The following is a 25,905-nucleotide window of genomic DNA, read 5'->3' as shown; positions in this document are numbered from 1 at the left end:
TTCTCCTCCTACCGTGGTAGGAGAAGAACATCCGCGCCGAGCATGATGTGCGGCGGGGCAACCGCCTCTACGCTGGCACTATGGATTGGTTCCGAGAGACCGCGTTGCAGCGCCGTGCTCTGGTGCCGTACGAATTTCCGTGGGCGGTGCCGCTGGTCATGTACAGCAGCACGCTGCTCATCGTGGGTTGTGCTGTCCTACAGCGAGGTTTTACGCGTCCGTGGCTGTTGGCCTTGGCGGGCCTGCTTGCGCTGACTCCGATATTGACGTTCATCATCGCTGGTCGCAAGCTGAACGCATTCTGGACAGTGGCGTTCGCTCTGGCGGGGGTCGGGTTGTTTCTCACCTGGCCGCCCAATGTCGTAGATGCTGCGCCCTTTCTCCTGATGTTCACGCTCGGTGAAGTGGGAGCCATTGCGTCGGTGCGTGCCGGACTCGCCGCGGTCGCCTCCTGTGTGGCGTTGCTTGTGGTCGCCGAACAGCTGCATCACCTCGGAACCTTCTCGCTCTACATGGTGTTCTTTGTGGCCTGCGGGTGGTTGATAGGGCGCATCATGCAGCTGCAACAACGTCTGCTCTTACAGGAACGCGCACAGCAGGCGCGCATGCAGGAACAGGCCGCCTCCGATGAACGGCGCCGCATCGCGCGCGAAATCCATGACGTGATAGCGCATTCCCTGTCGGTGACCATGCTTCATCTGACCGGCGCGCGGCGGGCGTTGCAGGAGGATCACGATGTCGACGACGCCGTTGCTGGCTTGCTCGATGCCGAACGTCTTGGACGTCAGGCGATGTCGGATATCCGCGGTACGGTGGGATTGTTGAGCACTGGTCCCGCCGGGGCCGAGCCGCTGCGGCTGTCTCCAGAACCCGGTATCTCCGATATACCTGATCTGGTCGCCGATTTCACGGCGGCGGGGATGGCAGTGGAGTCACACATCTACGGGTCAGGTGAGTCCGTCAGCGCTGGAGTGGGTTTGGCGTTGTACCGAGTGGCTCAGGAATCTTTGGCCAACATCGCCAAGCATTCGCCTAGGTCATCGGCTGCGGTACTCCTTGATATCAACGGGTCGGCGGCGAGTCTGACCGTGAGCAATGACCTGGCCGCGGGATTGTGTCCAGATGTGTGCTCGGGAGGCGGGCTCGCGGGCATGCGGCAGCGCATCGAGATGCTCGGCGGGGAGTTCCGTGCTGGGTGGGCGGAAGACGGCTGGACAGTTTCGGCCAGCGTCCCGTTGGAATCCCATGGGACACCGTGCCGTGCGCGGCGAAAGGTGTTATGGCTTCATGACTGACATCGAGGTGGGCGTGCTGCTTGTCGACGATCAGGAGCTGGTACGCACGGGGTTGCGCCGGATTCTGCGTCGCAAGGACGGATTCTCGATCGTGGGGGAGTGCGCCGACGGTAGTGAGGTAGCGGCGGCGGTGACGTTGAGGCGGCCCGACGTGGTGATCATGGACCTGCGCATGAAGCAGATGAGCGGGATCGAGGCGATCCGATTGCTGCACGCCTCCGATGGGCCGCCCGCGTTGGCGCTCACCACATTTGACGATGACGAACTGCTTTCCGGGGCGCTACGTGCCGGCGCCGCGGGGTTCATCCTGAAGGACTCGCCCGCCGAGGAGCTGGTCCGCGCCGTGCACGCCGTGGCCCGCGGCGAGGCATACCTGGATCCGGCGGTGACGTCGCGGGTGCTCAGCGCCTATCGGCGCGCGCCGGCCGCCACTACTGGCCATGCCGAGGAGAAGCTCACCGTGCGGGAGCTGGATGTGTTGGGGCTCATCGCTTCCGGTGCCACCAACTCCGAAATCGCTGAGCAGCTGGTGATATCCGAGGTGACGGTCAAGAGTCACATCGGACGGATCTTCGTCAAACTCGATCTACGCGACCGGGCCGCGGCCATTGTGTACGCCTATGACCACGGCATCGTGACGCCCAAATAGACCTACTGGGTTTACTTCTCGCGTAGCGCCGCGATGGCCTCGTGGAGCTCTTCGAGCTCGCGCCGCAGATAGTCGCGGGTGGTGACCTCACCCACCGCGAGTCGCAGAGCCGCCAGCTCCCGCGCCAGGTACTCGGTGTCGGCCTTGGTTTGTTCGGCCCGGCGCCGGTCCTCTTCCAGCGACACCCGGTCGCGGTTCTCCTGGCGGTTCTGAGCCAGCAGGATCAGCGGCGCGGCGTAGGCGGCCTGGGTGGAGAACGCGAGGTTGAGCAGAATGAACGGATACGGATCCCATTGCAGGGTCACCGCGGAGAGATTCAGGATGATCCACACGATGACGAACACTGTCTGCATGGCCAGGTAGCGTCCCGTGCCCAGGAACCGGGCGATGTTCTCGCTGACCCTGCCGACCGCCTCGACATCGAGACCGAGGGACAGCCCGCGGGAGGTGCGCGGGGTATCGAGCCGTTGTCGTGCCGATGCGTCGCTCATGAACGGTCACCCCCCGACACGCTTTCGGGTTCGTCGGCGCGCCAGCCGTCGGGCATCAGGTGATCCAGCACGTCGTCGACCGTAACGGCGCCGAGCAAGTGGTTCTCCCTGTCGATCACAGGACCGCACACCAGGTTGTATGCGGCGAAGTAGCGGGTTACCTCGGCCAGTGGCGCCTCGGCATCCAGATATGGCAGGTCGGTATCGAGAATGCCGCCGACTATCGCATAAGGGGGTTCACGCAGCAGCCGCTGCAGGTGCACACATCCGAGGTAGCGGCCGGTGGGTGTCGCCGTGGGCGGCCTGACCACGAATATCAGTGAGGACAGTGCCGGTGTCAGGTCCGGATCACGTACGCGGGCAAGGGCTTCGGCGACGGTGGTATTCGGGCTCAGGATCACCGGCTCTGGAGTCATCATGCCGCCGGCGGTATTGGGGGAGTGAGTGAGCAACCGTCGGACAGGTTCGGAATCTTCCGGATCCATCAGTGCCAGAAGTGATTCGGCCTCCGCGGGGGACAGTTCCCCCAGCAGGTCCGCGGCGTCGTCGGGGTCCATGGCCTCCAGGACGTCTGCGGCGCGTTCATCTTCCAGCTTGGTGAGTACCTCGGCCTGATCGTCCTCGGGAAGTTCCTGGAGGATGTCGGCCAGCCGTTCGTCGTCGAACGCGGCCAGTACCTCGTCGCGCCGCTTGGCCGGTAGTTCACGGATGGCATCGGCCACCGCAACCGGCCGCATGCCCTCGAACTGGAGCATCAGCTGGGCGACGCCCTGTCCGGGCAGGTTGAGTGCCGACGGCGTCAACCCGTGGATGTGATTCCAGCCGGTGACTTGCACACCGCTGCGCCGTCCCAGCCGCCGAGGGCTCCGCACGGCCACGCGGGTAACCACCCAGTCGCGGGTGCGCGTCTGTTCCAGGCCCAGGTCCACCACGGCGAGATCGACACCATAGAACTGTTCGAGCTCAGGGTCGTCGGTGCGCACGGTGGTGTCGAGGACCTGTCCGAGCACCAGAGCCTCGCTGGGACGCTGTTCGAAGCGGCGCAGTGAGACGTTTCCGGTGTTGAGCGTCACCGACCCGGGCTCGATGGCGGTGACCCGCAACATGGGTACGAAGATCCTTCGGCGCGTGAGCATTTCGACGACAAGGCCGATAACCCGTGGCTGTTTTCGGGTAACACCAATCGCGATTACGACATCGCGCACCCGTCCGATCGACTCGCCGTCCGGACCGAGAACCACCAGGCCTGAGAGCCTGGCTGCGAACACCTTGCTCACTGCGGCCATGACAGCAAGGTTAGGGGGTAGGCCTGTCGGCCCCCTCCGCCGGTGTCGCGCGTTGGGTGGTTAGGAGCCGATTCCGCCGTACATGAGGGCGATGACGGCGGCCGAGAATCGCTCGCTGTCCTGCACCTCGCCGCCCCGCGAGGCGTGCAAGCCGGTGGCCAGGATCATCCCGGTCACTGCTCGGGCTGTGTACTCCGTGTCGAGATCGCTACGGAGGTAACCTCTTTCGACCCCGTGGCGCAGGTAGGCCTCGGTCAGTTGGTCACTTGTGGCGAGCATTCCGAAGACGCGTTCGCGTAGCTCATTGTCGACCGACCCCGCTTCCAGCAGAAGCAGCGGCAAGTTGGGGTTATCCCGGAACAGGTCCGCGAGGGCGGCGCCGATGCGTACCGACTGCTGGCGGTACTGCTCGATGTCGTCGGCGAGCCCGGCGGCGTTCTCCGCGCCGATCGCGTGAAAGATCTGCCCGGTGACGTCGTCGATGACATGCTCGATGATGTCCCGCTTGCTCTTGAAGTACCGGTAGAAGGTCCCATGGCCGATCCCGATCCGACCGGCGATATCCGCGACGCCTGTGGCGTGGTACCCCTGCTCGGCGAAGCACGCAAAGGCGGCATCCAGGATCTCTTGCCGCAGCTCGAGCTTCTTGCGCTCGGCGCGACTAAGTGTGGACGGGCTGGACGTCATAAGCGGCGATCCTACCGACCTTGACACCCGTCGAGAATGACATATCATTCCGAAACTGACAAGCCATTCCCTTGGAGGTTGATGTGAGTCGTTACCCGAAGATTGAGCTGCCCGGCGCGGTGGTCGTCATCACCGGTGGAGCCAGGGGAATCGGTGCCGCTACCGCGCGCCTTTTCGCTGACAAGGGGGCCGATGTCTGGATCGGTGACGTCGATGATGTGGTCGCCAAAGAGACCGCGAACACGATCCCGCGTGCGCAGGCCGGCGCCCTCGATGTCACCAAGCCCGAGTCCTGGGCGTCGTTTCTTGAGCGGGTCCGCGCCGAGTCAGGTCCCGTCGACATCCTGATCAACAACGCGGGCGTGATGCCGCTGGGTGGATTCGTCGAGGAGAACGAGCGGACCACCGATCTGATTCTCGATGTGAACGTGCGCGGCCCGCTCAACGGCGCGCGAGCGGCGTTGCCGGAGATGGTGGCGCGCGGCCGCGGACACATCGTCAACGTGGCCTCGATGGCCGGCAAGCTCGCCGTTCCCGGCATGGTCACCTACAACGCGTCCAAGTTCGGTGCTGTGGGGCTTTCCGTTGCGCTACGCAAGGAGTACGGCGACAGCGGCGTGAGCATCAGCTCCGTGCTGCCGAGCGCCGTGCGGACCGAGTTGGCCTCGGGTGCGCCGCTGGGCAAGGGCATGCCGACCGTCGACCCGGAGGACGTTGCCGCCGCGATCGTGCGCAGCGTCGACACCCGCCGTGCGCAGATCTCGGTGCCGGGCTGGCTGGCGTTCGTGTGGGGACTGGTGGATCTGTTTGTGCCCGAACCGGTTGAGCGACTCGGCCGCCGACTCATCGATGATCGCCGGGCATTGACGTCGCTGGATCTGAACGCGCGTGGTGCCTATATCGAACGCATCGAGCGTCAGAGCCAGGAGCACCAGAAGTGAGTGAGCAGCGCAGCCCGAAGGTCGTCGTCGTCGGTGCGGGCATGGCTGGAATCGCGGTGGGGCACAAGCTCAAAGATGCGGGATTCGAGGATTTCACCATTCTGGAGAAGGGCGATGACGTCGGTGGCGTCTGGTACTGGAACCGGTATCCGGGGCTGACCTGCGATGTGCCCTCGCAGGCCTATCAGTACCCGTTCGCGCCACGCACGGACTGGCCGCGGCTCTTCGCCACCGGCAGCGAGATTCAGGCGTATCACCGTAAGGCCGCCGAAGATTTGGGCGTGATGGCGCATATTCGCTGCGGGCAGGAAGTCACGGCGGCGGAGTTCACCGGGGCGGGCTGGCAGGTGACCACCGCGGCGGGGGAGACACTGGAGTGCGATTTCCTGATCGCCGCCACCGGCGTACTGCACCATCCGAACATTCCCGACATACCTGGCCTCGATGGCTTCCAGGGCAAGGTGGTGCACACCGCACGCTGGGACGATTCCGTGGTGCTGGAAGGAAAGCGTGTCGCCGCGATTGGCACGGGCTCTACTGGGGTACAGGTGGTTTCGGCAATGCAACCCGTTGTCGATCAGGTGACGTCATTCATCCGGACCCCGCAATGGGTGCTGTGGGCACCGATGGCGATGCGTCAGCCAAAGTTCGTGGCCAAGTTGTTGGAGGCCCTACCCACCGAGCGCATTGTGCGATTCAGCGCGTTGACGGGCACCGATGCGCTGGTGAACATCGTGACCCGGCCCAGCTGGGGGCGGCGTTTGGTGCAGCAGTACGCGCGGGCGTGCTTGCATCTGATTCGCGACAAGGAGCTGCGTCAGAAGCTGACCCCGGACTATGAGCCGCTATGTAAGCGGCAGGTCTTGTCGGGGTCGTTCCATCGCGCCGTCCAGAAGCCGAACGTTGAGATCGTCACCGACCGCATCGACCGAATCACTCCCACCGGGATCGTGACGGTGGATGGCGTCGAACGCGATTTCGATGTGATTGTGCTGGCCACCGGATTCCAGGCGCATAACTACATGCGGCCCATGAATCTGATTGGCAAAGACGGATATTCGATTGACGAGGCGTGGGAGAAGGGGCCCAAGGCCTACCGGATGACCGCCATCCCCGGCTTCCCGAATTTCTTCACCGTGCTGGGCCCCAACTCGCCGACCGGATCGATCTGGCTTCAGCACACGGCCGAGCGCACCGCCGAGTACATCATCAGCTGGCTGCATCGCTTCGCCCGTGGCGAGATCACCACGGTGGAAGTGAGCCGTGAGGCCACCGATGAGTTCAACGACCAGGCGCGCGAGGCGATGAAACCCACGGTGTGGGCCACCGGCTGCAACTCCTGGTATCTCACCGAAGACGGATCGGTGGACCTGTGGCCCTTTGATCGAAAGACCATGGAGCGCATGCTCGCATCGCCCGAGGAGAGCCACTACATCGTGCAGTGATGCGCGTTAGCGCAAATTGAACGTCTCAGGATCCGGGCCGATGCGACCGTCGGCGGCGTCGAGCCCGGTGATGCGCTCGACCTCGTCGGTGCTGAGCTCGAATCCGAACACGTCGAAGTTGGCCGCGATGCGTGCCGGCGTCACCGATTTGGGGATGACGACATTGCCCAGCTGAAGATGCCACCGCAGGATCACCTGCGCGGCGCTCACCCCGTGGGCTTGAGCGATGGCGCCGATGGCCGGGTCGTCCAGGATGGTGCCCTGGCCGAGCGGTGACCACGCCTCGGTGGCAATGCCGTACTCGGCGTGGAAGGCCCGCAGCTCGGGCTGGGTGAACCGGGGATGCAGCTCGATCTGGTTGAGAGCAGGAACTTCTCCGGTCTCATCGATGAGCCGTTTGAGATTGTCTACGGTGAAATTGCTGACCCCGATGGCCTTGGCGCGACCGTCGGCCTGAATCCGCTGCAGAGCCTTGAAGCTCGCCACGTATTCGTCGAGCTCGGGTACTGGCCAGTGGATGAGGTACAGATCCACGTAGTCAGTGCCCAGGCGCCCCAGGGAGGCGTCAAAGGCGCGCAGGGCATTGTCGTAGCCCTGATCGGCATTCCACAGCTTCGTGGTCAGGAAGATATCGCCACGGGCAATCCCGGACTCTGCGATGGCGGCGCCGGTGCCTTCCTCGTTCTCGTACACCTTCGCTGTGTCGATGCTGCGGTATCCAACCTGTAGCGCTGTCGACACGGCCGAGCGCGCCTCGTCGTCGGGTACCTGCCAGACCCCATAGCCGAGCTGGGGAATCGTGGTACCGGAATTGAGCGTCACATTGGGAACTACCTGGGGAACCGTCACGGTCAACCCAACACGAGCCGCCGCCGAGTATTCCCGGGGACCTGGTGGTAATCGAAACGCCCCGCTCCCAAACCTGGGAACGGGGCGTTTCAGATGGTGCGCCGTCAGGGGCTCGAACCCCGGACCCGCTGATTAAGAGTCAGCTGCTCTACCAACTGAGCTAACGGCGCGTGAACGTGCGTGGAAGACCTTAGCAGCCTCAGAGCCCGTAACGAAAATTGTCATGCCCGCGATAGCCCGGTCGCGTTGATTGAGGTGGTCGTCGACCTTCACGAGCCCGTACAATCATGGCTGAAATCGCATGCACGAGATTCAAAGGGAGCAAAGCATGACCCAGGGTCGTCCACGCCTGTTGGTTGGCGCGCGTCGGCGGTGGGCGTCCGTGCTCGTTCTCCCGCTCGTGGCAATGGCCGTGCTGGCCGGATGCTCAAGTACCGCATCCCAGGAACCGCCGAAAGTCATTGACAAGGCAACGCCTTACGCGGATCTGCTGGTGCCCAAGTTGGCGATGTCGGTGAAGGATGGTGCCGTCGGCGTCCCGGTCGATGCTCCGGTAACCGTGACCGCGGGCGAGGGTGTGCTCGGAACCGTCACCATGGTCAACTCCGATGGCAAAGAGATCGCCGGGGAGGTCGGCTCCGACGGTGTGAGTTGGTCGACCACAGAGCCGCTCGGCTATGACAAGCAGTACACGTTGACCGCTGACGCCCGAGGCCTCGGCGGCGTGGCCCGCACCAATGCGACGTTCCGCACCCATTCACCGGACAACATGACGATGCCGTACGTCATGCCGGGCGACGGTGAGGTAGTCGGGATCGGTCAGACGGTCGCCATCCGGTTCGACGAAAGCATCCCGAATCGGGCCGCGGCAGAGAAGGCCATCAAGATCACCACGAACCCGCCCGTCGAGGGTGCGTTCTACTGGTTGAACAACCGTGAAGTGCGTTGGCGCCCAGAGGCGTTCTGGGAGCCCGGAACGTCCGTCGACGTGAAGGTCAACACCTACGGCGTGGATCTGGGCAACGGCGTCTTCGGGCAGGACAACGTGACGTCCCGTTTCGCCATCGGCGACGCGATCATCAGCCGCGTGGATGACAACAACAAGGTCGTCAACGTCGAGCGCAACGGCGAGATCATCAAGACCATGCCGACCTCGATGGGTAAGGACAAGGCGCCCACCAACAACGGCACCTACATCATCGGCGAGCGGTTCAAGGATCTGATCATGGATTCCTCGACCTACGGCGTCGCGGTCAATTCACCCGACGGATACCGCACCAAGGTGCAGTACGCCACCCAGATGTCCTACAGCGGGATCTACGTGCATGCCGCACCGTGGTCCGTGGGCGCGCAGGGACGTACCAACACCAGCCACGGTTGCTTGAACGTGAGCACCGCGAACGCAAAATGGTTCTACGAGAACACCAAACGTGGCGACATCGTGATCGTCTCCAATACCGTTGGCCCGGTGCTACCCGGTACCGAGGGCCTGGGTGACTGGAACATCCCGTGGTCGCAGTGGAAGGCCGGAAACGCCCGGCAGCATTAGTGGCATCGCGTCTGCGCGCGGAACTATAGGCCGAACGCCCCGCCGTCGATCAGGATCGTGAGACCTATCCCGATCAACACCAGCGGCAAGACAACATGACCCCAGCGGGTCAACAGTGCTGCGACTGCCCGACGTGACGCAAAAAACCAGCCTGCCAGGCACCACAGCGCCACACCGCACAGGAACACCACCGCATACCCGGCCATCCCGTCCGCTCCGGCAAGGGCGAACACGGACACGTACACGCCGATGTTGTCGCCGCCGTTGGCGAACGTCACCGCTGCTACCTGGAACACCCCAACGCCGCCGGATTGCGCAGGAGTAGCGGTATTCTCGCTGCCGCGATCGCGTCGCAGGTTCCAGGCTGCGCGTAGTCCGAGTATCAGAGGAAGCAGGCCTAAGTAAGGAATCGCCTTCTCCGGCAGGAGATTAGCGCCCAACGCTCCCACCACCGACACCGCCAGAATCGCGGAGAACCCCAGACATTGACCGATAACAACCCGGGCCACCGCAGAACGGGAGCGCCCGGCCCGACCGAAGAAGACTGCCAGCACCACCATGTCGTCGACGTTGGTCACCGCGAACATCGCCGCGGCGCGGCCTATCAACGCCCAATCCACCAGCACGCCAGCGAGCGTACGGGGGTTTTCCGGAGTGCAGTTTTAGCCTTCAATGACCTTCTGGTCGAGTACTCGCTTGGACGGCACCATGATGATGGACTTGGAGTTGTCGCGATCGCGGTAGGCGGACTCCAGGATCGACGGGATGCTCTCGAGCTTGCCGTGCACGCTCATGAGCTGCTCCAGAATCGAGATGCGCTGCTGGCCAACCTCTTCCACTGAGCGACGGGCCTGGTCCAGGCGGCGTTCGATCTGCTCATCCGCCAGGCGCAGACGGCGATCTGCTTCGTCCTTGGCATCGGCGAGGCGCTTCTCGCACTCGGCCTGGGTGCTGCGCCGCTGCTCATCGACGGTCGACTGCGTTTCGGTACGCAGCTTGGTCAGCTCTTCGTCCAGCTCCGTCTCGGCCTTTTCACGCCGCTTTGCCTCTGCCGAGCGTAGCCGCTCGGACTCGCTGACCGCCTGGGCGACAATCTGATTGGCTTCCTCGCGGGCCCGCGCCATGACCTCGGTGTACTCGGTCTCCAGTGCGCTCTGCCGCGCCGCCATATCGGCGAGCATTTCCTTGTGCTTGGTGCGCATGGCTTCGGCGTCGGACTTGGCGGCGGCGACCAGCGCGGCCGACTCGGTGCGTGCCTCGCTCTGCATCTCGGAGACTTCGTCGACGGCGATGCGGAGCATCTTGGCCATCCGGTCGGTCATCGCGTGTGCGGACGGGGACGTGTCATTCAGGTTCGATACCTCGTCCTTGAGGGACGCGACCTGCTTGGTGGTTTCCTCGAGGCGAGCCTTGAGCGTCTCCACGTCGTTCAGTCCGGACTGATGCATGATCGTCAGTCGGCTGATGTACTCGTTGACCTCAATCGGGTCGTACCCGTTACGGGTCCTGGTGAAGTTCCGAGTGGACTCATTGGTGGTGGTCACGGTCACTGGTACCCCTTGGAAACAGGTGTGGAAGTAGTGGGAGAGCGTTAGCCCGCGAAGAGTATGACACGCGTTACCAGTTCTCGTATACAGGTGTTGGTAAATACTGGGTCGTGACGTAACCAGATTGTCCACATCCGACGCGCCTGGTCACAGCGTCTATTTTCGCAAGTGTTGCTGCCGCCGATCGATGACAGCACGCTCGCAGCGGGTTCGCCTCAGCCGTGCCCGAATGGCTGCGGTGTTTGCTAACGATCCCCGTTGGCATCACTGCAGACGTACTGGTTGCCGGCCGTGTGATTTGCCGTAGGCGGAATCATGGAACGTATTGCCTATAGACGGGGTTTCCTGAAACTGATCTTGATTGCGCAAGTTCAGGTAGCGATGACGAGAACTACCGGGTCGCGGTATGGGGTATCTGGCTCGCGGCGGGGGTTTGGGCTGCCACCGTGTCACGGACCAGGAGGAAGAACGGAACGGCGGTGCCCGCCCCGACGCCGAAGGTCACCTCGAGAAACGGAATCGCCGCCTACTTGTGTAGACGGCGATTCCGATATGGGGTGGCTGACGGGACTCGAACCCGCGACAGCCAGGATCACAACCTGGTGCTCTACCAACTGAACTACAGCCACCATTGCCGCGTGAAGCGGCGTGAAAGATCTTAACCGGTGATGGCGCCTTAGGCCGAATCGGTATCCGCAGCGTTGTCCAGGTTCGCCACGATCGCGACAAGGTCACTGGTAGACGGCCCGGGGTCGGGAACGAAGGCCGCGCGCCGGTAGTAGCGCAGCTCGCGGATCGACTCCTTGATATCTGCCAGCGCTCGGTGGGCCAGGCCTTTGTCGGGCTGGCCGAAGTAGATCCGCGGGTACCAGCGGCGGCAGAGTTCCTTGATGGAGCTGACGTCGATCATCCGGTAGTGCAGGAACTCGTCGAGGGCGGGCATATCCCGTGCGATGAATCCGCGGTCAGTGGCAATGGAGTTCCCGGCCAGGGGAGCTACCTTGGCTGAGGGCACGTGCTGGCGGATGTAGTCGAGCACTTGCGCCTCGGCCTCTTCCAAAGTGACCGTCGACTTGCGGACCTCATTGGTGAGCCCGGACTTGGCATGCATGTCCTTGACCACCGGAGGCATCGCGGCCAGCGCCGCGTCATCGGCGTGAATGACGAGGTCAACGCCTTCGCCGAGGATGTTGAGGTCGCCGTCGGTGACGAGGGCGGCGATCTCGATCAGTTTGTCTGAACCGAGGTCGAGCCCGGTCATCTCGCAGTCGATCCAGACCAGTTCATCGCGTGGGGCACTCACAGTCTGACCACAGTAGCGGTACGTGTGATCCGCGAGTGTGACGTCAGCACGGAATTTCGCGAGCAATCCCCTGCCGACGCCACACTGAGCGATGACGGAGTCGCTTCGGGGCATTAGGGTCGTGGCCATGGCCGAGCAGACCACCGCGGGAGCCACGCCCGCACAGCAGATCGCCGCCGGATATGCCACCACAGGTCAGGCACTTGAACTGGGGTCGGTCGTGGTGGACGGCACCGTCGACCCGGCGGCGCGTATCCGCATTCCGTTGGCGACCCTCAACCGGCACGGCCTCATCGCCGGCGCGACCGGTACAGGCAAGACCAAGACCCTTCAGGTGATCGCCGAGCAGCTCAGCGCCGCGGGAGTGCCTGTGGTCATGGCCGACGTCAAGGGCGACCTGTCCGGCATCTCCAAACCCGGCGAGGCCAATGACAAGACCGCCGCCCGCGCCAAGGACACCGGCGACGACTGGGCGCCGACGGGCTTCCCGACCGAGTTCGTGTCCCTGGGCACCAACGGAATCGGTGTGCCGGTCCGCGCCACCATCCGCAGCTTCGGGCCGATCTTGCTGTCAAAGGTGCTGGGGCTCAACGCCACCCAGGAATCCACGCTGGGGCTGATCTTCCACTGGGCAGACCAACAGCAGCTACCACTGCAGGATCTGAAGGATCTGCGCGCGGTCATCACGCACCTGACCAGCGATGAGGGCAAGGCGGACCTGAAGAACCTCGGTGGCGTGTCAGCGGCGACGGCGGGCGTGATCCTGCGAGCGCTGATCAATCTGGAGGCCGACGGCGGCGACACGTTCTTCGGCGAACCCGAAATCGATCCGAACGATCTGATGCGTACGTCCGGAGACAAGGGCATCATCACGCTCATCGAGCTAGGGACGCAGGCTGCGCGGCCGGTTCTCTTCTCCACTTTCCTGATGTGGATTCTGTCCAACCTGTTCACGAAGCTGCCCGAGGTCGGCGACGTTGACAAGCCCAAGCTTGTGTTCATCTTCGATGAGGCGCACCTGCTGTTCGCCGACGCGTCGAAGGCGTTCCTGGAGCAGGTGGAGCAGACCGTCAAGCTCATCCGGTCCAAGGGTGTCGGCGTTTTCTTCTGCACCCAGCTGCCCACCGACGTGCCCAACAACGTGCTCTCGCAGTTAGGTGCGCGCGTTCAGCACGCGCTGCGTGCCTTCACGCCCGAGGACCAGCAGGCCCTTGCCAAGACCGTCAAGACCTATCCCAAGACGGATGTGTACGACATGGGCACGGCGCTGACCTCGCTGGGCATCGGCGAGGCGATCGTCACGGTGCTCTCTGAGAGGGGCGCGCCGACGCCGGTGGCGTGGACCCGGATGCGTGCGCCGCGTTCGCTGATGGCCGCCATCGGTGACGACGCCATCAAGGCCGCCGCCGCGTCCAGCCCCCTCCAATCCAAATACGGCCAGACGGTCGATTCGCGATCCGCCTTCGAGGTTCTCGCCGAGAAGGCAGCCCAGGCAGAGCAGGATGCCCCCGTCGGGCAGGCTCCCGCCAAGAAGGGCGCCAAACCGGTACCTGAGAAGCCCAGCTGGTGGCGGCGTCTGCTCAGCAACAGGAGCTTTCAGAGCTTCCTCAGCGCGCTGGGCAAGCAGCTCATCCGGAATATGGGTAAGAAGTAAGACCGCGCGTAATCGCCGCTGAGATCTAGGCGTCTGCCGTCCGTTTCGACTGTGGCACGAAGCCTTCGGGCAGCATTCGGGATCGCTGCCAGAGGTACTCCACCAGTCGGCCTTCGAGCATGTTGGCCTCATCCATGACGCGGACCAGACGCTCGCCGAAGAACCTCAGATTCGCGTGGTAGTGCGGATTGCGTAGTGCCGTCCATGCGGCCCGCAAGGGCGGAAGTCCGGCATCGCGATACACGGCCGGTTGCACCATGACCAGCGGTACCACCGCCGCCCCGGCCGCAACGATCAAGCGCTCCACGGCCATTCGGGTACGGCCGGTGCGTGCGACGGCACGGTTCAGTGCCACGCGCGCATAGCTGATGTGCCGGGCCTCCTCGACGACGTGGATTTTGGCGATCGCCCGGGTGCGGGGCTGGAGGGTTTCGTCGTTCATGGTCTGACGCTGCAACCGGTCCAGTATTTCCTCGACCATGAGCATCATCGAGAAGATGGTCGCGGACAGTGGGGCGAGTGCGGTGATGCCCACCAAAGCCCGGGCAATCATGGGCGGGTCATAGCTTCGATCGCTCAGCGTGTTGATCTGGCGGCCGAACATCACCGAATGGCGGCACTCGTCGGCGACCTCGGTCAGTGCGTATTGCGCTGTGGCGCTGCGGGGATCGCTGACCGAGGCCAGCTTGAGCATGGGGTGCATGAGGGCGCTTTCGGCGAGAATGCCCCAGCTGGCCAGGGCCGATGCTTCCAGGCGCCCGAGCCGAATCTTCTCGTCCTCGGTCATCCGGTCGAAGATCTTTGTGCCGTACAGGGAGATGTATTTGTCGGGCACATAGCGCAGCCCCGGAACGTCGGGCGCATCCCAATCGACGTCGACCTCCGGGTTGTAGGAACGCTCGACCGACGAACGCAGGAGCCGCACGGCCGTGCGCTCGATAGGTGAGTCGCTCTGGGTGATGGGCGTTTGTGACATGACATGCCTTCCGCTGTTCAGTCCGCCAATTCAGTAGATGGTACTGAAAAGTACCGGGTACTTGGAGTAGCGTCAATGGTATGGCGGATCGCAGTGATGCCCGGCGTGAACGTTGGGTGCAGCACAAGGTGCGGGTGCGCCGAAAGTTCGTCGCTGCGGCAGTGGTCGCGATCGAGAGAAATGGACCGTCGGCCACGGTTGAGGATGTCGTCCGGGTGGCGCACTCCGCTAAGCCCAAGCTGTACAGGCATTTTGAAGACCGCAACGATCTCTTTGACTCAGTAGCGCAGGCCATGGTGGCGGCCGTACGGCGGCAGCTGACCGCGGCTGTGGACATGCGCATCGCGCCGCGACAGTCCGCACAACGCGCTGCATCTCTCTTCCTCGAGCTGGTGCAGCGGTTCCCGCAATCGACCCGCTTCCTCTTCGAGCATCAGATGGTGAGCGTGCGCGGAAAGCCGGCCCCGGCTGTGCGTGACGACGGTGCGATCGCCGAACTCGCCGCGGTGATCTCGTCGTTTCTGGAGCGCGTCAACGTGCACCCGGCCGGCGCGGATCAGCTGGCGGCCGCGCTGATCGGCACGGCCGCGACGACGGCACTATGGCGAGTAGCTCGGGGTGCCGCGCCCGACGAGGCCGCCGGAGAACGCCTCGCTGAAACATTGTGGGCCTCGGTCGACGTGTTTCTGCGGTCGAAGGGTGTCATCATCGACCCGCAGCGATCGCTCGATCCGGGGAAGCTCGAGACGGCCCGCGCGGCGCTACTGGACTTGCGGGGCGACGGCTAGTCGCCGAGCTTCTTGTAGAAGCTGCCCACTATCGGGGCGACGATGGCGCGCGGTGCATAGCCGGCGGCCACCGACATCGCCTTCGACGTGATTCCGGGGACGACGCGCATCTTGTTGCGCTCCAGTGCATTCAGGGAGACCCGCGCGGTGTACTCCCCGTTGATCCACAGGAAGTCCGGAACCACCTTGTCGACGATCGACGCCTCGGCGGGGTCGGGTTCGACGGTGCGCACCGGTCCCGGTGCCAGCAGCGTGACATGCACCCCGGTGCCCTTGAGTTCACCGCGCAGCGACTCGGAGAAGGTGTTCGCGAATGCCTTGGTCGCCGCGTAGGTGGCGTTGTTGGGAATCGGGGAGTTTCCGGCCGCCGACCCCGAGACCAGGATGCCGCCGGCGCCACGCTCAAGCATGCCGGGAAGCACCGCCAGCGTAAGGTCATGCACCGCAACCGCGTTGAGCTGCACCTGCTTGCGTTCGCCCTCGGGGTCCAGGCTGCGTATCGGACCGAAGGTCGCGGTCCCCGCGTTGTTGCACAAGATCGAGATGTTGCGCTCGGAGAGCTCCTTGCAGAGGGCATCACGCGCGCCGGGGTCGGCGAGGTCCACCGCACGCACCTCCACGATCACACCCGTCTTCTCGGTCAGGGTGTTGGCGAGGTCACTGAGGATCTCGCCGCGACGGGCGGTGATGATGAGGTTGTGGCCGCGGGCGGCAAGCTCTTCGGCGAGTGCCGCTCCGATCCCTTGGGAGGCTCCGGTGACAACGGCGCGGGCATCGGGACTTGGTGCGGGTATCGGCATGGGGCAATGGTAAAGGTTGCCCAGCGCGCGCCAGGTTACGCTGGTGGGAATGAGCATGCCTGGGGTCGAGGAGCCTGTGGGGCGTCAAGACCCAGGACCCGGCCGACAATTGAACACCCCTGTCTCACGCAGCCGGATAGCTGCCTGGGCGGCGTTCGACTGGGGGTCTGCGGCCTTCAACACCGTCATCGTGATGTTCATCTTCACGCCGTATCTGACCGGCAGAGTCGGCGCGGGGATGCCCGATGGCGTCCCGCAGGGCCTCCTCGGCTGGATGATGGGTCTGGGCGGTGTTCTTGTTTTTCTGCTCGCGCCGGTGATCGGGGTATGGGCAGACACGCCGAGGCGGCGCCGTGTCGCGCTGGGCACCCTCACCACATTGGTGGTGTTCGTTGCGAGCACGATGAGCCTGGTGCGCGAGGACAACCGCTACCTGTGGCTGGGTCTCGGGTTGTATTGCGCGGGTTCGGTGTTCAACGAGCTGGCCCAGGTTCCGTACAACGCGATGATGCATGGGCTCACCACGCCCGCCAACGCCTCGCGGGTCTCCGGCCTCGGCCTGGCGGCCGCGTACATCGGCGGTGTCGTTGTCCTTCTGGTGTGCTATCTGGGCTTCATCTCGGGGGATGGACCGACCCGCGGGCTTTTCCACATACCCGCCGCCGACGGATTCGACGTGCGCGTCTCGGCGTTGTTGGCGGCGGCGTGGTTCGCCGTGTTCGCGCTGCCGCTGGTGTTATCCCGGCCGGTACCTGATCCGTGGGCCCCACCGCCCAGCTCACCCGGATTGTTGGGGGTGTACCGGGAGTTGTGGCGCGACCTCGTCGAGCAGTGGCACATGGACCGGCGCATCATCTACTTCCTCATAGCGAGTGCGATCTTCCGCGATGGCATGGTCGCGATGTTCGCACTGACTCCGGTCATCGCCAGCGGGGTCTTTCACTTATCCGGCGCCGACATCACACTGTTCGGGGTCGCCGGGAACGTGATGGCGGCAGTTGGTGCGGTGCTGGGTGGGTTAATCGATACCCGCTTGGGTTCCAAGGGAATCATCATCGGCTCGCTTGCCGCGATCGTCACCCTCGGCGTCCTGATGATGTGCCTGTCGGGTCAGTCGGCGTTCTGGATCTGTGGGCTTGCCATCGCGGCGTTCGTCGGCCCGCCGCAATCAGCGGCCCGAACGCTGGTGCTGCGGATGGCGCCAGCAGGCCGGGAGGCGTTCGTCTTCGGTCTGTACACCATGACGGGGCGGGCGGTCTCTTTCGCAGGCCCCTGGCTGTTCGCCACGTTTGCGTTGCTGTTCCATGCCACCCGTGCGGGAATCGCGGGGCCGGTGTTGATGATCGCGCTGGGACTGGTGGCGGTGATCTTCGTCAAGGTTCCCCGGTATGACCCGGTGACCGGCGAAAACGTCAGCGGCTCAAGTTAGCCCATACCGCTACAGGTCGCCATCTTCCCGGACGTGGTGCTCTTCTGCGTTCCGTTGACGAGCAGGGTGCAGGACACGTCGTGCGAGAAGTCGGCCGCGATCACCACGGCGTTGGTCACCTGCTCGGCGTTCAGCTTGACCTCCTTGCGCCAGGGCAGCTTGACGTTGAACTCCATCTGCAGGGATCCGCTGGCGTCGAAGTAGGTGACGTTCAGGGCGGGGCCGCGGCCGCCGACCTCGTAGACCACCGTCTCGGTGGCGGCCTGGCTGCCCTGCGTCGGAGGGTTCACCGGGATCGGCGGAATGGTGAAACTCGGTATCGGCGGCAGGCTCGGCATGCTGGGTGCGGTGGTCGTTGACGTCCGGGTGGACGGGGTGGCAATAACTGCGGGGGGCCGGTCATCTTCGCGTTGAATAAGGACGACGAGGGTGATGATCAGCGCGACGATGACGACCAGCGCACCCACACCGACGACCCACAGCCAGAAGGTGTTCGATCGGCGTGGGAGCTCGGGATCCTGTGGGGGAGGTCCGTACGACCCGTATTGCTGCGGCAGCACGGCCGTTTGGTTGGGCTGGGCGGTGCTGGAGAGCGCGGGATACTCGAACGCCTGCGAGGCGTAGGCCGGGTCCTCGGGGTAATCCAACGGTTGGCTGGACTGCGACCACGGACCGTATGACGTGGAGCCGCCGGGGGCGGCCGCATCGTCGCGGCGGTTGCTGTCCATGGCCGCCAGGGTACCCGCCAAGCCATCAACGCAGGTGAAAGCCGGTCAACCGTGTTTTCGGTGGATCGTCGCCGGACGTGGGTAGATGGTGGGGTCGTGCTGTGATCCCGGTCACGGTACGGCACGATAGGGGCCATGACTGCGACCGAATCAACGGCTACCGACAGTGTTCCACCGAAGAAACGCAAGGACCGCACGCATTGGCTCTATATAGCGGTCATTGTCGCGGTGGTGCTCGGTGTGATCGTCGGCATGCTGTGGCCGGGATTCGGAAAATCGGTGGGCGTACTCGGTGAGATTTTCGTCAGCCTCATCAAGATGATGATCAGCCCGGTGATCTTCTGCACGATCGTGCTCGGCATCGGATCCGTGCGTAAGGCCGCCAGCGTGGGCCGGGTCGGCGGATTGGCATTCGTGTACTTCCTGGCGATGTCCACCGTCGCCTTGGCGATCGGGCTTGTCGTCGGCAATCTGCTCGCGCCCGGCACCGGGTTGCATCTGTCCGGGGCCAACCAGGGGGCGGGCGCCAAGTACGCCGACCAGGCCCATGCCGCAGGTGGAACCTGGCATTTCATCAAATCGATTGTGCCGGAGACGATGTTCTCGGCATTGACCTCCGGCAGCGTGCTGCAAACGCTGTTCATCGCGTTGCTGGTCGGCTTTGCGGTGCAGGCCCTCGGTTCCACCGGTGAGTCGATCGTGCGCGGTATCGGGATGCTCCAGAAGCTGGTCTTCAAGGTTCTCATCATGGTGTTGTGGCTGGCGCCCATCGGTGCCTTCGGCGCCATTGCCAATGTGGTCGGTCAGACCGGCTGGAACGCCGTGAAAGAGCTGGGCGCACTGATGCTCGGCTTCTACACGACGTGCGCGATCTTCATCTTCGGTGTGCTGGGGGCGTTGCTGTGGGCGGTGGCTCGGGTATCGATCTTCAAGCTGGTGCGCTACCTGGCACGCGAATACCTGCTGATCGTCTCGACCTCGTCCTCGGAATCGGCACTGCCGAGATTGATCGCGAAGATGACCCACCTCGGTGTCGAGAAGTCGACGGTGGGCATCGTCGTCCCGACCGGCTATTCGTTCAACTTGGACGGGACGGCGATCTATCTGACGATGGCCTCATTGTTTGTCGCCGACGCGATGGGAAAGCCGCTGTCGATCGGCGAACAGATCTCACTGCTGGTGTTCATGATCATCGCCTCTAAGGGTGCGGCCGGGGTGACCGGTGCCGGAATGGCCACGCTGGCAGGTGGACTGCAGAGCCATCGGCCCGATCTTGTCGACGGTGTGGGCATGATCGTCGGCATCGATCGGTTCATGTCCGAGGCGCGTGCGCTGACCAACTTCTCCGGCAATGCGGTGGCCACGTTGCTCATCGGAACGTGGACCAAGACGACGGATCGCGAGCGGATCAAGACGGTTCTTTCGGGTGCTGATCCGTTCGACGAAACCACCATGCTCGACGACCACACCGATACGGCCGCGGACGAGAAGGTGTCCGTGCCGGCCGTCAACTGACGGCGGCATCGTCAGTTCATGCGGTATGGATAGTTGGCGACGATCGCGTCGGTGCGGTCGATGAGGCTGGCTGTCAGCACAATTCCGGTCTGGTTGTGCAGAATCTGGTGCCAGCGCCGCGTGGTCTTGATCTCGGTGATGAGCACGGTCACCTGGCGACCGTCGGCCTGCCGCTTCTTGACGTATTCCACCAGCGGGGTCACCAGGGATCGATGCGCGGTTGGCAACACGATGAGCTCAAGTCCCGGGTTCCACTGATCCCAGCGCTTGGTCATCGCATGCGCCTTCTGATCCGTGCGGCTGATGGTGACGGGCACCACCTCGCCACCCAGGTGCAGTGCCGCCTCCAACAGCTGGACCGTGCGTTTGTTGATGTCGTCGATCGGCACGATCACCAGCGGTGTCTGGTCCGGGGGATTGGGTGTGAGCGTGGGCAATTCCTCGAGGGTCAGTTCGCGTTTGACGCCTAGGTAGTAGTTCTCGGTGCGCCCGAAAAGCAGAATCAGCAGGGGGATGACGATGACGAGCAGCCACGCACCTTCGGTGAACTTACTGGCGAAGAACACCACCATGGCGACGGCCGAGAGCGCCGCACCAAACCCATTGAGTACGGCCTTCCCATGCCAGCCGGATGTGCGGGCGCCGAACCAGTGCTTGACCAAACCGACTTGGCTGATGGTGAATCCGATGAACACCCCGATCGCGAACAGCGGCAACAGGCGGTGGGTATCGGCGTCGCTGGCGATGAGGATCAGCGCGGAGAATGCGGCGAGCGCGGCGACGCCGTAGCGGTAGACCGGCTTCTCTGCGCGCAACGCGAACAGATGCGGCATCCGGTCGTCCTTGGCGAGCAGACTCATCAGCACCGGCAGTCCACCGAAGCTGGTGTTGGCCGCGAAGCCCAGGATCAGTGCCACGGTCACATTCGTGATGTAGAACGGTATTCCGGTGCCGAAGGCCGCCGCGGAGAGCTGCGCCAGAATGGTGACGTCGCCGCGGGGAACCACATGGTGTGCCTTGATGAGAATGCTAAGGCCGATCAGCATGAGGCCCAACAGAATTCCCAGGGCGACCTCGGTGTGCTGGGCCCGTTTGATGGCGGGTGTCTTGAAGGCCGGGACGCCGTTCGCGATGGCTTCCACGCCCGTCAGCGACGAACACCCGGCCGCGAACGCCTTCAGAACCAAGATGATGCCGAGCGCACTGACCGGCTCGACCGGGCCGAGGTCCTTGCCGATAACGGCCACCGGAGTGGAGTGCGCGAGTCCGAAGACGATGACCGCCAGGATGCACGCGATGAACAGGAAGGTCGGCAGCATGAGCACCTTGGCCGACTCGCTGATGCCGATGAGATTGAGGATTGTCAGGATCGCCAGGCCGATCAGTGTGATGGACAGCAGATGCGGGGCCAGCGCGGGAAAGGCGCTCGCCAGGCTCGCCGCCCCGGCGGCCAGGCTCACCGCGACCGTCAGCACGTAGTCGACGACCAGACTCGCGGCGGCCAACAGGCTCGCACCGCGGCCGAGGTCCTTCTTGGCCACGGCGTACGAGCCCCCGCCTTCGGGGTGCACGGCGATGACCTGGCGGTAGGAGAACACCAACACAATGAGCAGCACTGTGATCGCGATGGCCACCGGCAGGGTGAAGGCGATGGCACCGACTCCGCCGGCGATCAGGGCCAGCACGATGGCCTCCGGACCGTAAGCCACCGAGGACAGCGCGTCCAGGGACAGCGCCGCGAGCCCGCCGACCGAGGTCAGTTTGTGCGCGTCGTCCTTGAGGGCACGGCGCAGGCGCGGGTCGGCGACGCGCGGCGGTACGGGAGGGGAGGGAGGCGCAGAAACCACCGAGGGAGAGTAGGCACAGACGCAGGGGTTTTCGTGGTTCTTTACGTGATCTTGAGGTCTCGGCAGTGGTGTCAATCACGATGACATCTGCGAACCTATGTCCCTTGAGGTCAACGGATGTAGACTCACCGGCATGAAGGGACTCAGTCTTACTGCGATGATCGCGATGGGTGCGGGTGCTGCCGCGATCGCCATGGCCTCCCCGGCACATGCCGATGACGTCAGCTTCAACGAGACACTGCACTCATACGGCATCTATGCGCCGCCGGACAAGACTGCCTATCTCGGCAAGATCGCGTGCCACCGTCTGGACACGGGCCTGGATAAGGACGCCTACCAGGCGACCAATTTCCTGACCAAGAACCTCGATCGCACCACCTCCACCGAGCAGAAGTGGCAGTTCCTGTCCGCTTCGATCGACGAGTACTGCCCCGAGCAGCGTCCCGTTCTGGAGCGCGCCGCCAGCCACACCTAGGCCGGTTCGTTCTTCACCGCGCTCAGCGAGCGCGGTGAAGAACGTCGAGAACCTGCGCCACCAGTGCGTCGATATCGGCACCGGTGGTGTCGAGGACGAGCTCAGGATTTTCCGGGGCCTCGTAGGGCGCCTCGACACCCGTCAAACCCTTCAACTCCCCTGCGCGGGCCCGTGCGTACAGACCCTTGGGGTCTCGTTTCTCGCATTCGGCCAGCGGGGTGGCGATATACACCTCGATGAACGGCAGCTTGGCTGCGGCGTTGATGCTGCGCGCGGTCTCTCGATCGGAGCGCAGCGGCGATACCAGCGATGCCAGCGCGACCACCCCGGCGTCGGCGAAGAGCCGTGCCAGATGCGACACCCGGCGGATGTTCTCGGCGCGGTCGCCAGGAGAGAACCCGAGGTCATCGGAGAGCCCATGGCGCAGGTTGTCGCCGTCGAGCAGGTACGCGACCTGTCCGGATTCCACGAGTGCGCGTTCCACCGCCACCGCGATGGTCGACTTGCCGGATGCGGGCAGACCGGTGAACCAGATGATCGCACCGCGCTGAGTAGTACTGTCCCAACGGTATTCGCGGTCCAGCGCCGAGGGATGCCAGCGGATATCGGTGCGTGAGTGCGTCTCCGGTTTGACCTCACGCGCTTCGGTGATGGTTCCGGCGCCGACGGTGTCGTTGGACGCCTCGTCGATCAGGATGAACGCGCCGCTGTCTCTGCTGTCGGCATAGGAATCGGCCACCACGACCGAGCTGGTGCGCAGGGTGACCGAGCCGATGTCGTTGAGCGCCAGCTCAACCGGGCCATCTAGCTCGTCCAGGGTTTCCGGATCCAGCCGGGTATGCAGAGCCTGAACGGTGGCCCGTACCGTCCGGGTGCCCTGCTTGAGTGCGAGCCGGTCACCGGCCCGCAACGGACCGTTGGTGAACCAGCAGACCGTGGCGTCAAGCTCGCGGGCCAGTACCGGCAGCACCGCATCTTCTGCGCCGCTCACCAGCACGTCGCCGCGGCCCACATCGATATCGTCGGCCAATTCGATCGACACCGAAAGCGGAGCCACACCGGTGGAACGGTTTTCGTCCAGAGTGTCCACCACCGTCACGGTCGACCGGGTTCCCGACGGCAGATTCACCACCGGATCTCCGACGCTGAGGGTGCCGCCCGCTAGCCGGCCGGTGTACCGGCGGCGCTGATCGGCCGTGGGGCGCGAGACCCACTGCACGGGTAGGCGGAGCTTGGCGGGCTCGGGCTGCGGGGGCGAAAGCTCAATGGCCTCTAGGTATTCGAGCAGGGTCGGCCCGCCGTACCACGTGGTGTTCTCGGAGCGGTGCACCACATTGTCGCCGAGCTTGGCCGCAATCGGGATGACCGTGATGTCCACCTTGCCCAGCCGGTCAGCCAGCAGATGCAGCTCGCGTTCTACCTCCGCGAACCGCTGCGCGTCGAAGTCGACCAGGTCGATCTTGTTGACTGCTGCCACGAAATGCTTAATACCCAACAACTTTGCGATGCGAGCGTGGCGACGGGTCTGGCGCAGCACCCCGGCACGTGCGTCGACCAGAAGAATGGCGACATGTGCGTTGGAGGCGCCGGTGAACATGTTGCGGGTGTAGCGCTCGTGACCCGGAGTGTCGGCGAGGATGTAGCTTCGGCTCTCGGTGGAGAAAAAACGGTAGGCGACGTCGATCGTGATGCCCTGCTCGCGTTCGGCGCGCAGACCATCCGACAGCGCGGCGAGGTCGGCGTTCCCCTCGTCGTCGGTGACGGCCTCCAGATGGTCGACCGGCAGGCTGTCGGTGTCATGGAGCAGTCGCCCGATGAGCGTGCTCTTGCCGTCGTCCACCGAACCGGCGGTGGCGATACGCAGCAGTTGGCGGGTGTCCACCGCGGTCTGGGTGCTCATCAGAAGTAGCCCTCTCGTTTCCGGTCTTCCATGGCAGCCACGGATGTGCGGTCATCGGCGCGGGTCTCGCCGCGCTCGGACACAGTGGCCGCGGAGATCTCCGCGATCACCCCTTCGATCTCGGTGGCCTGGGAGCGGACCGCGCCGGTGATCGTCATGTCGCCGACGGTGCGGTAGCGCACCCATTCGGTGGCGGCAGTCTCGTCGCCCGTTGGGGTGGTGTATTCCGAGGTGGCCAGCAGGATGCCGTCACGCTCAAACACCTCGCGTTGATGGGCGTAGTAGATCGAGGGCAGCTCAAGGTTTTCCAGCTGGATGTAGCGCCAGATGTCCAGTTCTGTCCAGTTGCTCAACGGAAAGACACGAACCTGCTCGCCCTTGCGGATGCGTCCGTTGTACAGCGACCAGGGTTCGGGGCGTTGTGCCCGCGGATCCCACTGGCCGAACTCGTCCCGGAAGCTCAGGATGCGCTCCTTGGCGCGGGCGCGTTCCTCATCGCGCCGCGCGCCGCCGAATGCCGCATCGAAACCGCCGGCCTCCAACGCGTCCAGCAGGGTTCGGGTCTGCTGACGGTTACGTGAGGCACCCGGGCCCGGATCGGCGACCCGCCCGGCATCGATCGTTTCCTGCACGGAGGCGACGATCAGTTTGTGGTCGTGCCCGATGGTTCGGCGATCACGGAACTCGATCACCTCGGGGAAATTGTGTCCGGTGTCGACGTGCAACACCGGGAACGGCAGCGGTGCGGGCCGGAAGGCCTTCTCGGCCAACTTCAGCAAGACGATCGAGTCCTTGCCCGCGGAGAAGAGCAGCACCGGGCGCTGTAGCTCGGCGGCCACCTCCCGGATGATGTGCACCGCCTCGGCCTCCAGCAGCCGAAGCTCGTTGACCTGCAACAGATCGGGTGTCGTCGCGGTGTCGCTCATAGTGGCAGCCCCTCTCTTTCCGCGTCGGTCCGGTATCGATCCACCCAGTCGTCAGACCGCTGGTCTGCCTGCCGTTCCAGCACAGGTGGTGGCGCGAGCCGGGGGTCTTGTCCCAGTGCCTCCAGAACGGTGGCGACCACCTGGGTCAGGTTGCGCCAGAGGTACGGATACGAGACGTCGATGGGTTCGATGTTTTCCTCGGCGAACCAGCGGCGCCAACCCGCCTCCTGCGCCTGCAGCATGGTGATGACATGGGCAATGGCCCCGGCGTGATACTCGGCGCGGGCATCGCGCCCGGGATCCGGACGTCCGCGCCACACCCGGGTCTGCACCGCACGCCAGAACGAAACCGCCTGGGACACAACGTCTGGCCGGTAAACGTGGACCAGCACCGGGTTGCTGCCAACCACATCCCGGATGCCGGCGAGCAATCCTTCACCGGAACGATCGGGCAGATCCTGCGCGCGGTCCAAGAGCAGCGGGGTCTGATTCCACATGAGCTTGCCGCCCCAGATTCCGTTGGGGGTACGGCCCACGGTGCGGATGTAATCGCGCCAGATGCTCGCGGGCGCCAGGTCGGGCTTGCCTGCGTCCAACGGATCGAGCAGACGCAGTATTGACTCGTCCTGTACATCGGCGAACCATTCCCGTGGCTGCGGAGACATGCTCGTGGTGGGCAGGTACTGGAAGAACTCCTGTGGTTCGCCGGCCACGCCGGTCGCTCGCAGGGATTCCACCAGTAGGGTGCTGCCACTGCGCTGCGATGCGAGCACCAGATATGCGGTGGGATGGTCGGGCATGCGCAGTAGCCTAACCGCAATTGTT

24 protein-coding genes and 2 tRNA genes are annotated in these 25,905 nt (G+C 64.2%); 10 read left to right on the top strand and 16 right to left on the bottom strand.

Translation table 11 applies throughout. The annotated features are described in order from the left end of the window. Positions 1-80: 80 nt before the first annotated feature. A complete protein-coding gene (locus tag B4394_RS01270) occupies positions 81-1,295 on the top strand; it encodes a sensor histidine kinase (RefSeq protein ID WP_078313917.1) in 1,215 nt (404 codons plus the stop codon). Beyond that, positions 1,288-1,944 (top strand): response regulator, encoded by a 657-nt coding sequence (locus B4394_RS01265; RefSeq protein ID WP_078309278.1) that lies wholly within the window; start codon positions 1,288-1,290, stop codon positions 1,942-1,944. Before B4394_RS01270 ends, B4394_RS01265 begins: the two co-directional genes overlap by 8 nt. Positions 1,945-1,955: 11 nt before the next feature. Here the strand turns inward: B4394_RS01265 and B4394_RS01260 are convergent, their stop codons facing one another. The 3 genes from B4394_RS01260 to B4394_RS01250 are packed head-to-tail and all read right to left on the bottom strand — an operon-like array spanning position 1,956 to position 4,408. Beyond that, positions 1,956-2,435, bottom strand: coding sequence for a DUF1003 domain-containing protein (locus B4394_RS01260; protein ID WP_078288925.1), 480 nt, complete (start codon positions 2,433-2,435; stop codon positions 1,956-1,958). Then, complete coding sequence (locus B4394_RS01255; protein ID WP_078309277.1) at positions 2,432-3,721, bottom strand: magnesium transporter MgtE N-terminal domain-containing protein; 1,290 nt, start codon at positions 3,719-3,721, stop codon at positions 2,432-2,434. The genes B4394_RS01260 and B4394_RS01255 overlap by 4 nt, the downstream gene beginning before the upstream one ends. 60 nt (positions 3,722-3,781) lie before the next feature. Further along, positions 3,782-4,408: a TetR/AcrR family transcriptional regulator gene (locus tag B4394_RS01250; RefSeq protein WP_078309276.1), complete on the bottom strand. Its 627-nt coding sequence runs from the start codon at positions 4,406-4,408 to the stop codon at positions 3,782-3,784. Between the two features lie 83 nt (positions 4,409-4,491). On the opposite strand from B4394_RS01250, the gene B4394_RS01245 reads away from it, so the two are divergent. Beyond that, complete coding sequence (locus B4394_RS01245; protein ID WP_078309275.1) at positions 4,492-5,349, top strand: SDR family oxidoreductase; 858 nt, start codon at positions 4,492-4,494, stop codon at positions 5,347-5,349. Then, a complete protein-coding gene (locus tag B4394_RS01240; protein ID WP_078313916.1) occupies positions 5,346-6,794 on the top strand; it encodes a flavin-containing monooxygenase in 1,449 nt (482 codons plus the stop codon). The genes B4394_RS01245 and B4394_RS01240 overlap by 4 nt, the downstream gene beginning before the upstream one ends. Positions 6,795-6,800: 6 nt before the next feature. Here B4394_RS01240 and B4394_RS01235 read toward each other — a convergent pair whose 3' ends face one another. Both B4394_RS01235 and B4394_RS01230 read right to left on the bottom strand, forming a co-directional pair. Beyond that, on the bottom strand, positions 6,801-7,616 hold the full coding sequence (locus B4394_RS01235; protein ID WP_078309273.1) for an aldo/keto reductase: 816 nt from the start codon (positions 7,614-7,616) through the stop codon (positions 6,801-6,803). Positions 7,617-7,737: 121 nt separating this feature from the next. Further along, positions 7,738-7,813, bottom strand: a tRNA-Lys gene (locus B4394_RS01230). Positions 7,814-7,971: 158 nt separating this feature from the next. On the opposite strand from B4394_RS01230, the gene B4394_RS01225 reads away from it, so the two are divergent. Beyond that, complete coding sequence (locus tag B4394_RS01225; RefSeq protein WP_078309272.1) at positions 7,972-9,192, top strand: L,D-transpeptidase; 1,221 nt, start codon at positions 7,972-7,974, stop codon at positions 9,190-9,192. A 23-nt stretch (positions 9,193-9,215) separates the two neighbouring features. Here B4394_RS01225 and B4394_RS01220 read toward each other — a convergent pair whose 3' ends face one another. The 4 genes from B4394_RS01220 to orn all read right to left on the bottom strand — a co-directional run bounded on the left by B4394_RS01220 (position 9,216) and on the right by orn (position 12,042). Next, positions 9,216-9,779, bottom strand: coding sequence for a cadmium resistance transporter (locus B4394_RS01220; RefSeq protein ID WP_078314209.1), 564 nt, complete (start codon positions 9,777-9,779; stop codon positions 9,216-9,218). A 75-nt stretch (positions 9,780-9,854) separates the two neighbouring features. Continuing rightward, positions 9,855-10,742 (bottom strand): DivIVA domain-containing protein, encoded by an 888-nt coding sequence (locus tag B4394_RS01215; protein WP_078309271.1) that lies wholly within the window; start codon positions 10,740-10,742, stop codon positions 9,855-9,857. Between the two features lie 550 nt (positions 10,743-11,292). Beyond that, positions 11,293-11,368 (bottom strand) — tRNA-His (locus tag B4394_RS01210). Between the two features lie 47 nt (positions 11,369-11,415). Further along, positions 11,416-12,042: an oligoribonuclease gene (orn, locus tag B4394_RS01205; protein WP_030095049.1), complete on the bottom strand. Its 627-nt coding sequence runs from the start codon at positions 12,040-12,042 to the stop codon at positions 11,416-11,418. Between the two features lie 127 nt (positions 12,043-12,169). Between orn and B4394_RS01200 the strand changes: the two genes are divergently transcribed. Beyond that, positions 12,170-13,696, top strand: a complete 1,527-nt coding sequence (locus tag B4394_RS01200; protein WP_078313914.1) for a helicase HerA-like domain-containing protein — start codon at positions 12,170-12,172, stop codon at positions 13,694-13,696. Positions 13,697-13,721: 25 nt separating this feature from the next. Here B4394_RS01200 and B4394_RS01195 read toward each other — a convergent pair whose 3' ends face one another. Beyond that, positions 13,722-14,672 carry an AurF N-oxygenase family protein gene (locus B4394_RS01195; protein WP_078309230.1) on the bottom strand — a complete coding sequence of 317 codons (951 nt, stop codon included), beginning with the start codon at positions 14,670-14,672 and terminating at the stop codon, positions 13,722-13,724. 128 nt (positions 14,673-14,800) lie between these two features. Here B4394_RS01195 and B4394_RS01190 point away from each other — a divergent pair, with 128 nt between their 5' ends. Beyond that, positions 14,801-15,460, top strand: coding sequence for a TetR/AcrR family transcriptional regulator (locus B4394_RS01190; RefSeq protein ID WP_286141890.1), 660 nt, complete (start codon positions 14,801-14,803; stop codon positions 15,458-15,460). Here B4394_RS01190 and cmrA read toward each other — a convergent pair. Beyond that, positions 15,457-16,260, bottom strand: a complete 804-nt coding sequence (cmrA, locus tag B4394_RS01185; protein WP_078314208.1) for a mycolate reductase — start codon at positions 16,258-16,260, stop codon at positions 15,457-15,459. The genes B4394_RS01190 and cmrA overlap by 4 nt on opposite strands. 109 nt (positions 16,261-16,369) lie before the next feature. Here cmrA and B4394_RS01180 point away from each other — a divergent pair, with 109 nt between their 5' ends. Next, on the top strand, positions 16,370-17,689 hold the full coding sequence (locus B4394_RS01180; protein WP_078313912.1) for an MFS transporter: 1,320 nt from the start codon (positions 16,370-16,372) through the stop codon (positions 17,687-17,689). Here the strand turns inward: B4394_RS01180 and B4394_RS01175 are convergent. Beyond that, the gene (locus B4394_RS01175) at positions 17,686-18,417 is read right to left on the bottom strand and encodes an MmpS family transport accessory protein (protein WP_078313911.1); all 732 of its coding nucleotides are present in this window, start codon (positions 18,415-18,417) and stop codon (positions 17,686-17,688) included. The genes B4394_RS01180 and B4394_RS01175 overlap by 4 nt on opposite strands. Positions 18,418-18,552: 135 nt before the next feature. On the opposite strand from B4394_RS01175, the gene B4394_RS01170 reads away from it, so the two are divergent. Continuing rightward, positions 18,553-19,932 carry a cation:dicarboxylate symporter family transporter gene (locus B4394_RS01170; RefSeq protein WP_078309226.1) on the top strand — a complete coding sequence of 460 codons (1,380 nt, stop codon included), beginning with the start codon at positions 18,553-18,555 and terminating at the stop codon, positions 19,930-19,932. An 11-nt stretch (positions 19,933-19,943) separates the two neighbouring features. Here the strand turns inward: B4394_RS01170 and B4394_RS01165 are convergent, their stop codons facing one another. Continuing rightward, entirely contained in the window at positions 19,944-21,779 is a 1,836-nt protein-coding gene (locus tag B4394_RS01165; protein ID WP_078313910.1) for an amino acid permease, read from the bottom strand. Between the two features lie 133 nt (positions 21,780-21,912). Between B4394_RS01165 and B4394_RS01160 the strand changes: the two genes are divergently transcribed. Continuing rightward, entirely contained in the window at positions 21,913-22,254 is a 342-nt protein-coding gene (locus tag B4394_RS01160) for a DUF732 domain-containing protein (protein WP_078309429.1), read from the top strand. A 22-nt stretch (positions 22,255-22,276) separates the two neighbouring features. On the opposite strand, the gene cysC is transcribed toward B4394_RS01160, so the two are convergent. The 3 genes from cysC to stf0 are packed head-to-tail and all read right to left on the bottom strand — an operon-like array spanning position 22,277 to position 25,880. Then, complete coding sequence (cysC, locus tag B4394_RS01155; RefSeq protein WP_078309224.1) at positions 22,277-24,154, bottom strand: adenylyl-sulfate kinase; 1,878 nt, start codon at positions 24,152-24,154, stop codon at positions 22,277-22,279. Then, positions 24,154-25,080, bottom strand: coding sequence for a sulfate adenylyltransferase subunit CysD (gene cysD / locus B4394_RS01150; RefSeq protein WP_078309223.1), 927 nt, complete (start codon positions 25,078-25,080; stop codon positions 24,154-24,156). Before cysD ends, cysC begins: the two co-directional genes overlap by 1 nt. Further along, positions 25,077-25,880, bottom strand: a complete 804-nt coding sequence (gene stf0, locus B4394_RS01145; RefSeq protein WP_078309222.1) for a trehalose 2-sulfotransferase — start codon at positions 25,878-25,880, stop codon at positions 25,077-25,079. Before stf0 ends, cysD begins: the two co-directional genes overlap by 4 nt. Between the last annotated feature and the right edge of the window lie 25 nt (positions 25,881-25,905).

Origin of the sequence: Mycobacterium sp. D16Q16 (assembly GCF_002013745.1) — a bacterium.
Taxonomy (GTDB): Bacteria; Actinomycetota; Actinomycetes; order Mycobacteriales; family Mycobacteriaceae; genus Mycobacterium.
This window is presented reverse-complemented; position numbering and strand designations above follow the sequence as displayed.